This is a genomic window from Falsiruegeria mediterranea M17 (genome assembly GCF_900302455.1).
Taxonomy (GTDB): domain Bacteria; phylum Pseudomonadota; class Alphaproteobacteria; order Rhodobacterales; family Rhodobacteraceae; genus Falsiruegeria; species Falsiruegeria mediterranea.
Map to the genome: position 1 here is coordinate 1 of NZ_ONZG01000013.1, position 13,531 is coordinate 13,531.

The 13,531-nt window shown below is 59.0% G+C and carries 13 protein-coding genes; 10 read left to right on the forward strand and 3 right to left on the reverse strand.

The genetic code is table 11. The annotated features are described in order from the left end of the window. From TRM7615_RS20920 to TRM7615_RS20930, 3 genes are all read right to left on the reverse strand, one after another. A partial coding sequence (locus tag TRM7615_RS20920) for a transposase (RefSeq protein ID WP_133241814.1) occupies positions 1-160 on the reverse strand: 160 nt, incomplete at its 3' end. A gap of 74 nt (positions 161-234) precedes the next feature. Further along, positions 235-1,296, reverse strand: coding sequence for an ABC transporter ATP-binding protein (locus TRM7615_RS20925; RefSeq protein ID WP_108791401.1), 1,062 nt, complete (start codon positions 1,294-1,296; stop codon positions 235-237). 22 nt (positions 1,297-1,318) lie between these two features. Then, positions 1,319-2,110, reverse strand: coding sequence for an IclR family transcriptional regulator (locus TRM7615_RS20930; protein ID WP_370739831.1), 792 nt, complete (start codon positions 2,108-2,110; stop codon positions 1,319-1,321). A gap of 144 nt (positions 2,111-2,254) precedes the next feature. On the opposite strand from TRM7615_RS20930, the gene TRM7615_RS20935 reads away from it, so the two are divergent. Genes TRM7615_RS20935 through TRM7615_RS20980 form a run of 10 tightly spaced genes read left to right on the forward strand, consistent with a single transcriptional unit; the run spans position 2,255 to position 13,418 of the window. After that, entirely contained in the window at positions 2,255-3,508 is a 1,254-nt protein-coding gene (locus TRM7615_RS20935) for an ABC transporter substrate-binding protein (protein ID WP_181893315.1), read from the forward strand. Positions 3,509-3,562: 54 nt separating this feature from the next. Continuing rightward, a complete protein-coding gene (locus tag TRM7615_RS20940; protein WP_108791403.1) occupies positions 3,563-4,474 on the forward strand; it encodes a carbohydrate ABC transporter permease in 912 nt (303 codons plus the stop codon). Between the two features lie 13 nt (positions 4,475-4,487). Further along, entirely contained in the window at positions 4,488-5,336 is an 849-nt protein-coding gene (locus TRM7615_RS20945) for a carbohydrate ABC transporter permease (protein ID WP_108791405.1), read from the forward strand. After that, a complete protein-coding gene (locus TRM7615_RS20950) occupies positions 5,333-6,676 on the forward strand; it encodes an alpha-glucosidase/alpha-galactosidase (protein ID WP_108791407.1) in 1,344 nt (447 codons plus the stop codon). Before TRM7615_RS20945 ends, TRM7615_RS20950 begins: the two co-directional genes overlap by 4 nt. Continuing rightward, positions 6,673-8,388, forward strand: coding sequence for an IlvD/Edd family dehydratase (locus TRM7615_RS20955; protein ID WP_108791409.1), 1,716 nt, complete (start codon positions 6,673-6,675; stop codon positions 8,386-8,388). The genes TRM7615_RS20950 and TRM7615_RS20955 overlap by 4 nt, the downstream gene beginning before the upstream one ends. Beyond that, complete coding sequence (locus TRM7615_RS20960) at positions 8,388-9,152, forward strand: SDR family NAD(P)-dependent oxidoreductase (protein ID WP_108791411.1); 765 nt, start codon at positions 8,388-8,390, stop codon at positions 9,150-9,152. The genes TRM7615_RS20955 and TRM7615_RS20960 overlap by 1 nt, the downstream gene beginning before the upstream one ends. Further along, a complete protein-coding gene (locus TRM7615_RS20965; RefSeq protein ID WP_108791413.1) occupies positions 9,149-10,060 on the forward strand; it encodes a 2-dehydro-3-deoxygalactonokinase in 912 nt (303 codons plus the stop codon). Before TRM7615_RS20960 ends, TRM7615_RS20965 begins: the two co-directional genes overlap by 4 nt. Beyond that, on the forward strand, positions 10,061-10,666 hold the full coding sequence (locus tag TRM7615_RS20970; protein ID WP_108791415.1) for a 2-dehydro-3-deoxy-6-phosphogalactonate aldolase: 606 nt from the start codon (positions 10,061-10,063) through the stop codon (positions 10,664-10,666). Next, on the forward strand, positions 10,663-11,508 hold the full coding sequence (locus TRM7615_RS20975) for an SMP-30/gluconolactonase/LRE family protein (RefSeq protein ID WP_235824169.1): 846 nt from the start codon (positions 10,663-10,665) through the stop codon (positions 11,506-11,508). Before TRM7615_RS20970 ends, TRM7615_RS20975 begins: the two co-directional genes overlap by 4 nt. Before the next feature lie 8 nt (positions 11,509-11,516). Continuing rightward, a complete protein-coding gene (locus TRM7615_RS20980) occupies positions 11,517-13,418 on the forward strand; it encodes a beta-galactosidase (protein WP_108791417.1) in 1,902 nt (633 codons plus the stop codon). Positions 13,419-13,531: the final 113 nt, after the last annotated feature.

The following is a 13,531-nucleotide window of genomic DNA, read 5'->3' on the forward strand; positions in this document are numbered from 1 at the left end:
ATTCCTTGGCTGCGTCCCGCCACCGTAACCCATTGCGGTTTATGAAGATAATCCCGCTCAGGACGCGTCGGTCGTCCACGCGAGGCTTCCCGTGGGACTTGGGGAAGAAGGGCTCCAGACGGGCCATCTGCTCGTTGTTTAGCCAGAAAAGGTCAGACATGTTCACCGCTCGTTTTGGGCGTGGTGAATCACGCAGTACAGTGAAAATCAATGGCTCCTGAGCCTAAGGCCTGACTAACGGCAACGCTTTTCGTTCTGGGCATCGAAGAACATGCAATCGCGATCCTCAAAGCCCACGATGACAGCGCTTCCCTCCGGCAACGTGTCCTCGTTACGGTTTTCCACGATCAGTTTCTCAGCTGTTCCCGTGACCAGATAGTCGTATGAAACGCCCCCCAAACGCTCGCGCAAATCCAAAGTGGCCCCGCCCTCACCCGCTTCGACAGTCAGATGCTGTGGGCGGACGCCGACCAGCACCTCTTGGCCTTCGGCAGGCAGCGCAACATCCGCAGAAATCATCCGATTGCCCAGCGCGGGGACACGCACTTGCCCCCCTTGAACCACGCCGTTCAGAAAGTTCATGCTGGGTGAACCGATAAAGCCCGCGACAAATCGATTGTCGGGATCGTTATACAGATCCATCGGACTGCCAACCTGTTCGACCACACCTGCCCGCAAGACCACAATCTTGTCCGCCAGCGTCATCGCCTCGACCTGATCATGGGTCACATAGATCATCGTCGCGCCGATCTCCTTGTGCAGGCGCGCGATTTCGACCCGCATGTCGACGCGCAACTCGGCGTCCAAATTGGAGAGCGGCTCGTCAAACAGGAACACCTCGGGACCGCGCACAATGGCCCGACCGATGGCCACCCTTTGGCGCTGTCCGCCAGACAATGCTTTGGGTTTGCGTTTCAGGTACTGGTCCAATTGCAGGATCCGGCTGGCCTCCGAGACCTTTTCACGAACCTCGGCTTTGGGGTGTCCGTTCATTTTAAGGCCGAAGCCCATGTTTTCTTCGACGGTCATATGCGGGTAAAGCGCGTAGGTCTGGAACACCATTGCCACCCCACGTTCCGAGGCATCAATCCGCGTCACGTCCCGATCACCAATACGGATCTCGCCGCTTGAGGTTTCCTCCAATCCGGCAATCATCCGCAACAACGTGGACTTGCCACACCCCGACGGGCCAACAAAGACGCAGAATTCGCCATTGTCGATCTGCAGGTCAATGTCGTGGATCACCTGTACGTCACCGTACCTTTTGACCGCATTTCTCAGCGTGACGCCGGACATGGGCGTTCCTCCCCTTTTCGTGTCAGCTTGGGAACTGCCAGTTTTCGGCAGCTCCGGCGATGTTGTTGGCGCAGGCCTGCAGCATGGGTTCCAGTTGATCCAGATCCCTCAGCGACTTGTGCTGCGTCGAGGTTGTGATCGAGAGGGCGCCGATCATACGCCCCCCTGGCAACAGGATCGGCGCTGCAATGCAAATGATCCCGACCTCGTGCTCTTCGCGGTCATAGGCGACACCGCGACTGCGAATATGCGCAAGCTCCGCACGTAAGGCGTCGGGCGAGGTCAGCGTGTGGTCGGTATGACGGAAATAAGACTGGTGACGTATCGCGTCTTCGCGCGCATCGTCGTTTAGGTAAGCCATCATCGCCTTGCCAACCCCGGTGCAATAGCCCGGCCCCACCTTCCCCGCCTGCGAAAACATCTCGACAGGTGTGGCTGCGTTTCGCTTGTCAACATAGAGCACCTGTCCACGGTCCAGCTGGGCAAGGTGAATGGTCTCTTGGACTTGCGACGACAATTCATCCAAATGCGGACGCGCCAAAGGCGCTAGCGAACTTTGACGCCAAGCCGAATGGGCAAGCCGGACCAATCGGATCCCCGGCGCATAGGTTCCACCGTCTGGATCAAAGCTCAGCATGCCCTGATTGGTCAAAGTTTGCAGCAAGCGGTAGAGCGTCGCCTTAGGGTACGGGCTGTCGGTCAGGATATCGTTGAACCGCACCGGCCGCATGTGTGCAGCCACCATGTCCAGCACGTGTAACGCCTTGCCAACCGTGCCATCCGCGGTCTGCGGGCTTTTATCCATAGCGCCCATCTGCCCTCCTCCTACTCCCTCGTGTTCGTGAGGAAACTGTTGACAGCTGTAACCAAAGGCGGACATAGTTTCAATAGTTGATATCTAGTTTCATTATTTGGAACTACTACAAAACGCATATCGGCATCATCTGGGAGGAACCTTATGCTGAACACCTTGAAAGCGACCGTTGGGACGCTCGCCCTGAGCGCGGGCCTGACAACGATGGCGCTGGCCGACGATCTATCAGGCACCCTGCGCATCATTTCGGATATGTCGAACCCGGCGCCGCGCGCTGTTATGGAAGGACTTGCCGCCGGTTTCGATGAACAGCATCCCGGCCTGACAGTTGAACTGGAGGTGGTTGACCGTGAAGCCTGGAAAAGCCAGATCCGCAATGCGCTGACGGCCAACCCACCCGATGTCGTCAACTGGTATGCCGCCAACCGCATGGGACCCTATGTGCGCGCGGGCCTGTTCGAAGATATCTCGGACATGTACGCCAGCGGCGACCTGCCAGGTCTGGACAGCGTCAAGGGCGCGATGACCATGGACGGCAAGCAATGGGGCGTGCCCTATACCTATTACCAGTGGGGCATCTACTACCGCGAGGATATCTTCAAAGAACTGGGGCTGAGCGAACCGACCACCTTTGAAGAAGAAATGGCCAACTGCCAGAAAATCATCGATTCAGGCCGCAAATGCTACACCATTGGGTCCAAGTTCCTGTGGACCGCTGGTGGCTGGTTCGACTATCTCAACATGCGCACCAACGGCTTTGACTTCCACATGCAGCTGGCCCGCGGCGAAGTGGAATGGACCGACGATCGTGTGCGCGAGACCTTCGCCAACTGGCGCAAGCTGATCGACATGGGCGCGTTCATCGACGACCACCAGACCTACAGCTGGCAAGAAGCTCTGCCCTTCATGCTCAAAGGCGAAGCAGCGGCTTACCTGATGGGCAATTTTGTGGTGCCGCATCTGCGCGAAGCGGGCTTGGGCGATGACCAGATCGATTTCTACCAGTTCCCCAAGATCGCTGATGTCGCTATGGGCGAAGATGCCCCAACCGACACCTTCCACATCGCAGCCAATGCGCAGAACAAAGCGGCGGCGCGCGCCTTCCTGCAATACGTCACGTCGCCGGACGTGCAATCCAAGATCAACGCGGCGGACGCCTTGGGTCAGTTGCCCGTCAATGCCAACGCATCGGTCGGCGATGACGAGTTCCTGCAGCAAGGGTTCGAAATGCTGTCAAACAATGCCACCGGCGGTATTGCACAATTCTTTGACCGCGACTTCCCGGCAGAAATGGCCGCTCTGGCAATGGAAGGCCTGCAAGAGTTCATGGTGTTCCCGGACAACCTGGATGACATCCTGAACCGTCTCGAGAGCGCACGCGGGCGCATCTACAAATAACCACGACACAGCCCCCGGCGCCACACTGCGCCGGGGGCTATCGGGAGGAAACTTATGGCTACCGCACATGACGACATGAGCTGGGTCCGGCGCAACCGGATGACGCTGACGCCGCTACTGTTTCTGGCGCCCGGCGTTCTGTTCTTTCTGGCCTATGTGATCATCCCGATCCTCCAGAGCTTTAACATCTCGCTTTATGACTGGGACGGACTGGGACAGGCCACCTATGTCGGGCTGGACAATTATCGCGAACTGGCGACGGATCGCGCGTTCGAAATCTCGCTCTGGAACAACGTCAAATGGCTGGTGCTTTATCTGTTGGCGATCCCTGCCGGACTGCTTATCGCGCTGTTCCTGAACCAGACTATCGTTGGCATTCGTCTGTACAAGTCTTTGTTTTTCTTTCCTTTCGTCATTAGTCAGGTTGTCGTCGGCCTTGTCTTCAGCTGGTTCTACCTGCCACGCGAGGGACTGTTGAATGCCGTTCTGGGCGTCGTCGGGATGGACCCGATCAACGTTCTGGGCGATCCAACGCTGGCCACCTATGGCATCATCGCGGCGGGCCTCTGGCCGCAGACCGCATACTGCATGATCCTGTACCTGACCGGCCTGAACGCCGTCGATCCAGAACAGATCGAGGCCGGGCGCCTGGACGGGGCCAAAGGTTGGCGGATGCTCTGGCACGTGATCTTGCCACAGCTGAAACCGGCCACCTTCATCGCCTTTGTGGTCACCATCATCGGTGCCTTGCGGTCGTTTGACCTGATCTCGATCATGACCAACGGCGGCCCCTTTGGCTCGACCCGGGTGTTGAGCTTCTACATGTTCGAAAAGGCACTATCCGAATACGGCTTTCGAATGGGCTATGGCTCGGCGATCGCGGTGGTTCTGTTCCTGATCATGCTCGTCTTTATCGGCTACTTCCTGTGGTCGATGTACCAAGACGAAAAAGCCGCGCGGCATTGAGGAGGACCCAGACATGTTCCCCACCCCCATAGAAAAACGCAGCCGCGGCGCTCAGATCACCTATCAGGCGCTGGTGCCGCTTGCCTTGATCATGTGGCTCTTGCCCTTGATTGCGGTGGCGATGTTTTCCATTCGTCCCTTGGCGGATTTCACCAACGGCAACTATTGGGGCCTGCCCTCATCGTTCGAGTTCTTCACCAATTACGGCAAGGTGTTTCTAGAATCGGATATGCCGCGCTACATGCTGAACTCGGTTCTGATCACGGTACCCACAGTGATCGGTGCCGTGGCGCTGTCGTGCATGACGGGCTTTGCCCTGGGTATCTATCGCTTTCGGGGTAACCTGCTGATTTTCTTCATGTTCATCGCCGGAAATTTCGTACCCTTTCAGATCCTGATGGTGCCGGTGCGCGACCTGACTGTTTCAGCCGGTCTGTATGATACCAAACTTGGGTTGGTGCTGTTTCACATCGCTTTCCAGACAGGGTTCTGCACACTCTTCATGCGCAACTTCATCCGTGCGCTTCCCTTTGAGCTGATCGAGGCCGCCCGGGTCGAAGGCATCGCAGAATGGCGTATCTTCTGGTACATCGTGCTGCCCCTGATGAAACCCGCGATTGCGGCCCTGTCGGTCCTGATCTTCACCTTCATCTGGAACGACTATTTTTGGGCCATCGTTCTGACACAAGGCCCGGATGCACAACCTGTCACCGCCGGCATCACCTCGTTCAACTCACAATTCGTGGCGCAGTATCATCTTATGAGCGCGGGCAGCATCGTTGCCGCCCTGCCCCCGGTTGCCATGTTTTTCATGATGCAACGCCATTTCATCGCTGGTCTCACGCTTGGAGCTGTCAAATGACCAAACTCACCTTCATCGGGGCTGGGTCCACAATTTTCATGCGCAACATCGTGGGCGACATGCTGCATTTCGAGGCGCTGCGCGATGCCACGATCGCCTTGATGGACATCGACGCCGATCGTCTGGTGGAAAGCGCCGCAGTGGCGCGCAAGATGATCGCAACCATGGGCACAGGCGCCCGGGTTGAGACCCACACCGACCAACGCCGCGCGCTGGAGGGGGCGGATTTCGTCGTCACTGCCTTTCAGATCGGCGGCTATGATCCTTGCACCGTAACAGACTTTGAGCTGCCAAAGCGCTACGGCCTGCGCCAGACCATCGCCGACACCCTTGGCGTCGGCGGCATCATGCGGGGCCTGCGCACCGTGCCGCATCTTTGGTCGGTCGCGCAGGATATGGAGGCCGTCTGCCCCGACGCCCTGATGATGCAATACGTCAACCCTATGGCCATCAACACCTGGGCCATGTCCGAGCGGTTCCCCCTTATCAAACAGGTGGGCCTGTGCCATTCGGTACAAAACACCGTGCAGGAGATGGCCCATGATCTGGGCATGCCCCAAGGTGACATCCGCTATAAGGTGGCGGGCGTAAACCACGTCGCTTTCTTCCTTCGGCTAGAGGATGCATCGGGCAAGGACCTCTACCCGGCTCTGCGGCAGGGGTATCAATCAGGCGCGCTGCCAAAGCCACCGCTCCTGATGCCGCGGTGTGGCAACAAGGTGCGGTATGAAGTGATGGAGCACCTGGGATACTTCTGTACCGAAAGCTCTGAACACCTGGCCGAATACGTTCCATGGTTTATCAAAGACGGGCGCGATGACCTGATTGAAGCCTTTGGTATCCCGCTGGACGAATACCCCAAGCGTTGCATTGAACAGCGCGCGGAATGGGCTGATCAGGCCAAGGCCCTGAATACCGCTGCAAGCATCGACGTGCCCAAAAGCCACGAGTTCGCCGCCGAGATGATGAACGCCATCGTCACAGGCCTGCCCTATGCCGCCTATGGCAATCTGCCCAACACCGGGCAAATCCCCCAGCTTCCTTTGGGCGCTGCCGTGGAAACTCCTTGTCTGGTGGACATGAACGGCGTGCAACCCACCATCGTCACCAACATCCCGCCACAGCTGATCGCGCTGATGCGCAGCCAGATCAACGTGCAAGAGTTGACTGTGCGTGCGCTTCTGGATGAAGAGCCTGAACACCTTTACCACGCCGCAATGATGGACCCACACACCGCCGCCGAACTGGACTTGCGCCAGATCCGCTCGCTGATCACAGACATGCTTGCCGCGCATGGCAATTGGATCCCTGAATGGGCCCGCAAAAGGAAAGCCGCATGACCAAGAAACGCCGCAGCGCCGACTGGTACGGCAAGCTGGACAAGGACGGGTTCATCCACCGCTCGTGGATGAAAAATCAGGGCTACCCGGATCATGCCTTTGACGGGCGGCCGGTGATTGGCATCTGCAACACCTGGTCGGAACTCACCCCCTGCAACTCGGGCCTGCGCGACCTGGCCGAAGGCGTGAAACGCGGCGTGTGGGAGGCCGGAGGTTTCCCGGTCGAATTCCCAGTGATGTCGCTGGGCGAGACCCAGATGAAACCCACCGCCATGCTGTTTCGCAACCTTCTGTCGATGGACGTGGAAGAGAGCATTCGCGCCTATGGCATCGACGGCGTTGTCCTGCTGGGGGGCTGTGACAAGACCACACCGGGGCAGCTGATGGGGGCGGCTTCGGTCGACCTGCCTGCCATCGTGGTCAGCTCTGGCCCGATGCTGAACGGCAAATGGCAGGGCAAGGACATAGGCTCGGGCACGGATGTGTGGAAATTCTCCGAAGCGGTGCGCGCGGGGGACATGACACTGAGCGATTTCATGGCCGCTGAATCCGGCATGAGCCGGTCCAAGGGCGTGTGTATGACCATGGGCACGGCCTCGACCATGGCGTCTTTGGTCGAGGCGATGGGGATGAGCCTGCCGACAAATGCGGCCCTTCCAGCGGTCGACGCCCGTCGCATGGCGTTGGCCCATCTAACCGGCAAACGGATTGTCGAGATGGTAGACGAAGACCTGAAACCATCTGACATCCTGACGCGCGAAGCCTTTGAGAATGCAATCCTGGCCAATGCTGCTGTTGGCGGGTCAACCAATGCCGTGGTGCATTTGCTGGCTTTGGCCGGACGTGTGGGTGTTGACCTGAAACTCGCGGATTTCGAGCTGGGCAGCGAGATCCCTCTGCTGGTCAATTGCATGCCCTCGGGCAAGTACTTGATGGAAGACTTCTGCTATGCCGGCGGCATGCCCGTCGTGTTGCAAGAGCTTCTGGGCAAAGGGCATCTACGGTCAGCGACGACGGTTCTGAATGGCGACATCACCGCCTACGCGGATGGGGCTGAATGTTTCAACACGGATGTCATCCGCCCCTTTGATGATCCGGTGAAACCTGCCGCCGGGCTGCGTGTTCTTCGCGGCAACCTTGCCCCGGACGGAGCCATCGTAAAGCCCTCGGCCGCCTCGAATCATCTGCTGGAGCATGAAGGCACGGCTTTTGTCTTTGACACCATCGAAGAGCTGAAAGAACAGATCGACCGCGACGACCTGCCAGTGACGCCTGACACGATCCTTGTGCTCAAAGGTGCTGGTCCCATGGGCTATCCCGGCATGCCCGAGGTCGGCAACATGCCAATCCCTGCCAAGTTGGTCCGCGAAGGCGTACGCGATATGATCCGCGTCTCGGACGGGCGCATGTCGGGCACGGCCTTTGGCACCGTAATCCTGCATGTCTCGCCCGAGGCACAGGCCGGTGGCCCGCTTGCCCTGGTCAAAACCGGCGACCGCATCAAGGTCAGCGCATCCCAGGGCATGCTAGAGCTGCTGGTGGATGACGCTGAACTGTCGAAACGCCGCGCCGACTGGACACCCGAGCCCGCGCATTACTCTCGCGGGTACGCCAAGCTGTATGTCGATACCGTTCTACAAGCTGATCAGGGCGCCGATCTGGATTTTCTGGTGGGCAAAGACACCCGCCCCGTCACACGGGAGAGCCACTGATGCGCACGGTCTATGATGATCTATCTGGTGCGTCCGTCTTTATCACGGGCGGCGGGTCCGGTATTGGCGCGTCCTTGACCGAAGGGTTCCTGCGGCAAGGGGCCAAAGTGGGTTTTGTTGGGCGATCTGATGCAAGCGCATTCGTTGACCAAATGGAGCGTGAAACCGGCAATCGCCCGCTTTTCGTACAATGTGACATCACCAACATAGCAGCGCTGCAGGCCGCGATCGACACTTGCGCAGACACGCACGGGCCGATCACCGTTCTGGTCAACAACGCTGCCAACGATCAACGCCATGCCACATTGGACGTGGACGAAGCCTTCTGGGATTGGTCGCAAGCGGTGAACCTCAAAGCCTATTTCTTTGCCTGCCAGGCCGTGATCGCTGGCATGAAGACCGCAGGTGGTGGGTCGATCATCAACTTTACCTCGATCAGCTACATGATGGGAAACGCAGGCTACCCAGCCTACACCACAGCGAATTCGGGCATCAATGGCATGACCCGGAGCCTTGCGCGAGAGTTTGGCCCTGACAGCATCCGCGTAAACGCGCTGGCGCCGGGATGGGTGCTGACGCAAAAGCAACTGGACATGTGGGCCGAGCCCGAAGCTCTGGCTGCGCATCTGGACCGGCAATGCTTCAAAGAGCATCTGGTGCCTGACGACATTGTCTCGCCTACCTTGTTCCTGGCCTCTAAAGCCAGCCGTATGATGACCGGGCAATCGTTGGTGGTGGACGGTGGTGTTGTGGTGACCGGATGAGCATTGACGCAATACATCCAGATTGGGTTGCGGTGGATTGGGGCACGACGCATGTGCGCGTCTGGCTCATGTCCCATGATGGTCGGGTTCTGGATCACCGCCGCAGCGATCAGGGCATGGGACGGCTGGATCAGGATCAATTCGAACCTGTGCTGACCGACCTGTTGGCAGGTGTTCCGCCTTCCCAGTCCCTGCCCGTTCTGATCTGTGGCATGGCCGGGTCCCGGCAAGGCTGGACCGAAGCGCCTTATGTCGCCACCCCCTGCTCGCCGCCCGGCATAGGCCAGGCCACACGCGCGCGCTGCAAAACCTGGGACGTGCGCATTCTGCCAGGGGTAAAACAGGCCTCACCAGCCGATGTCATGCGCGGGGAGGAAACCCAGATCGCCGGTGTCCTGCTCGAAGAGCCGACCTTTAGCGGGGTTCTCTGCCTGCCGGGCACGCACAATAAATGGGTGCGGATCGTAAAGGGTCGGATCGTTTCCTTTCAAACTTTCATGACGGGTGAACTGTTCGCCCTGCTCGAAGGGCAATCCGTGTTGCGCCATTCCGTTGCCACTCGTGGTTGGGACGCAGATGCCTTTGACATCGGTGTGTCTCAGGGGCTGGATCAACCGCATGCTTTGGCAGGCGCACTGTTTTCCCTGCGTGCCGAAAGCTTGTTGAACGATCTTTCTGGCACCGCTGCGCGCGCGCGCCTATCCGGGCTTCTGATCGGCGCAGAACTGGCGGCCACGCGCCCTTTGTGGCGCGATCACAAGGTTGCAGTTCTGGGCGGCAACGACGTGGCGCAATCCTATGAAGCTGCCTTGGCCGCACAGGGCGCGGTGCTGCACGCACTGGACATCGACACCCCGACACTCAGCGGCTTACGTGCCGCCTATGCACATTTGAAAGAGACCACCTGAATGAGCCGCGAAATCATTGCCATCCTGCGTGGGATCAAACCTGATGAGGCCGAGCCTATCCTCGATGCCTTCCTGAGCGCCGGGATTACCAAGATCGAAGTGCCGCTGAACTCTCCTGATCCATTTGACAGCATCGAACGGATGGTTCTGCGCGCAGGTGATCGCGCGACACTGGGGGCCGGAACGGTCCTGGATGTTGCGTCAGTCGAGCGTCTGGCAGGGATCGGCGCGCAGATGGTTGTATCACCAGATGCCAACCCTGACGTCATCAAGGCCACAAAGGCACATGGCATGTCCTCCTACCCGGGTGTTTTCACCCCGACCGAGGCCTTTGCCGCCCTTCGAGCCGGAGCCGACGGGCTGAAGTTCTTTCCAGCTTTCAAACTGGGCCTCGACGGGTACAAGGCGCTGTCGGCGGTTCTGCCTAAAGGTACAAAGTCCTATGCGGTTGGCGGTGTCGGTGCGGCCGACTTTGGGGATTGGTTCGACGCTGGGATTACCGGCTTTGGCTTGGGGTCAAACATCTACAAACCCGGTTACTCAGCCGATCAGGTCGCCGAGCTCGCCGCCCGTATCGTGACCGCCTATGACGAGGCCAAATCGTGACGGCCAACGTGATATCGCAGACAGCCTGCACCTTGGGTGAAGGCGCGTTCTGGCACCCCGCACGTGAACAGTTCTTCTGGTTCGACATTCTGCGCAAACGCCTCCTTACCTTGACCGAGCAAGGTGAGCATCATTGGGACTTCGACGATTGCGTTTCAGCTGCCGGATGGGTGGACAACGAAACGCTGATCATGGCCAGCGAATGCGCGCTGTGGCGCTTTGACATTGGGTCGGGGCGTCGTGAAAAGCTCATCCCGCTTGAAGCAGACAACCGGGGCACGCGCTCGAACGATGGGCGCGCCGATCCGTATGGCGGGTTCTGGATTGGCACAATGGGGTTTCAGGCTGAACCCGGCGCCGGGGCGATCTATCGCTACTATCGCGGTGAGCTGCGCCAGCTCTTTGGTGATATCACTATCTCGAACGCGATCTGTTTTACCCCCGATGGAACAATCGCCTATTTCACTGACACCGCAGATGGCAGGATCATGAAGCAAGCTTTGAACGATGATGGCTGGCCGACAGGTGCGCCAGAGGTTCATCTGGATTTGCGCGACCAAGCATTCGGCCCCGACGGTGCCATTGTCGATGCATCGGGCAACTTGTGGAACGCACAATGGGGCGCCAGCAGGGTTGCGTGCTATGCTCCGGATGGCGCATTGCTGGAAACTTATCCCGTCCCCACTCCGCAAGCCTCTTGCCCGGCTTTTGGTGGACCGGATCTGACCACACTCTATGTCACCTCCGCCGCCCAGGGGCGCGAAGGTGACAGTCTGGCAGGCAAGACCTTTGCCGTCCAAACGACCATCAAAGGTCAACCCGAACATCGGGTCCTTCTCTGAGGCACGGAATGAAACGTACGCTAGGCACCTGTTACTACCCCGAGCACTGGCCCGAGGAGACATGGCAAGACGATGCGCGCCGCATGGTTGCGGCCGGGCTAACCTGGGTTCGCATCGGTGAGTTTGCCTGGTCGAGACTTGAACCAAACCCTGGTGAGATGACCTTGGGGTGGATGGATCGCGCCATAGAAACCTTGGGCCAGGCCGGGCTCAAAGTCGTGCTCGGCACCCCAACCGCCACGCCGCCAAGGTGGATGCTGGATCGCCATACTGACATGTTGGCAATTGATGCCCAAGGCAACCCACGCAAATTCGGATCACGGCGGCATTATTGCTTCAGCCACGCCGGGTACCTTGAGGAAAGCCGCCGCATCACGCGTCTGCTGGCGGAACGCTATGGCGCGTCGCCTTATGTGGCGGCATGGCAAACCGACAACGAATACGGCTGCCATGACACGACACTGTCCTACTCTGCAGCTGCCCGAACCGGATTCCGCACCTGGTTACGCTCACAATATGCAGACATCGACGCGCTCAACAGTGCGTGGGGCAATGTCTTTTGGTCGATGGAATACCGCAGTTTTGACGACATCGATCTGCCCAACATGACCGTGACCGAGGCAAACCCATCGCATACGATGGCCTTCCGCCGCTATTCCTCGGATATGGTGGTGCGTTTCAATCAAGCACAGGTCGAAGAAATCCGCCCGCACAGCAGCGCGCCCATTTCACACAATTACATGGGGCGGATCACCGATTTCGACCATTTCGAGGTGGGCAAGGATCTGGAAATCGCAACATGGGACAGCTATCCGCTGGGTTTCCTTGAGGACCGCGTCGGAGCCACCCCAGAACATCAGCGCATGTACGCGCAGCAGGGCGATCCGGATTTTCAGGCGTTCCACCATGACCTTTACCGCGCCGTTGGACGCGGCCGCTGGTGGGTGATGGAACAGCAACCCGGCCCGGTGAACTGGGCGCCCTACAACCCCGCCCCCCTGCCGGGCATGGTGCGTCTATGGACCTGGGAAGCTTTTGCCCATGGGGCCGAGGCCGTGTGTTATTTCCGTTGGCGTCAGGCCCCATTCGCCCAAGAGCAAATGCACGCGGGCCTTCTGCGCCCCGATGGACAGGACGCCCCGGCCATGCAAGAGGTCGCCGAAATGACCCGCGAGCTGGCCGATGCGCCAGAGGTCCAGCCGGGCACGGCGCCTGTCGCGCTGATCTTTGACTATGCATCCGAATGGGCCTGGTCTACGCAACCACATGGCGCGCACCTGAATTATTTCGGGATCGTGTTCGACGTCTACCGTGCCCTGCGGCGGGCCGGTCTTTCGGTTGATATTCTGCCCCCGACAGCGCTGGACTTTTCCGAATACAAGGTTGTGTTGGCCCCTGGCCTGATGACGCTTGGCTCGGAATTGAAGGCAGCATTGGAGAATGCACCCTGCACTGTATTGTTGGGTCCCCGAACCAATGCGCGCACCCATGACTTTCGCATTCCCACCCCTTTGCCACCTGACTTTGCAGACCTTGATGTAACCGTATCGCGGGTCGAAAGCCTGCGGCCGGATATGCCGCGCCCGCTGGTGGGCGGCGGTGCCGTGACCGGGTACATCGAAGAACTCGAAGGGGAAGTGCCGACGATCTTGCACACGCAGCTTGGGCAACCCTGTGCCGTTGCGCAAGGAAATCGGATTTACTGCAGTGCAATCCTAGACGATACGGGGCTGGACCGTTTGATGATCGCGCTTTGCGCGCGGAGTGACCTGTCATATCGTGCAATGCCAGTGGGTGTGCGCACGCGCCGCTGTGGGTCAGAGGAATTCTGGTTCAACCACACGGACAAACCAGTGGAAACAGATATGGGGACCCTGCCCCCTGCGTCTGTTCTCCGCAGGACCATCTAATTCAAACAGCCCAAGACAGAACCGCGATGAACAAAACCGCCCGCAGTGACGGCAGAACCACGATGGTGTCGCCGATGGAAGCAATGGGTTTGATTTGTCGAACGTCTACTGTT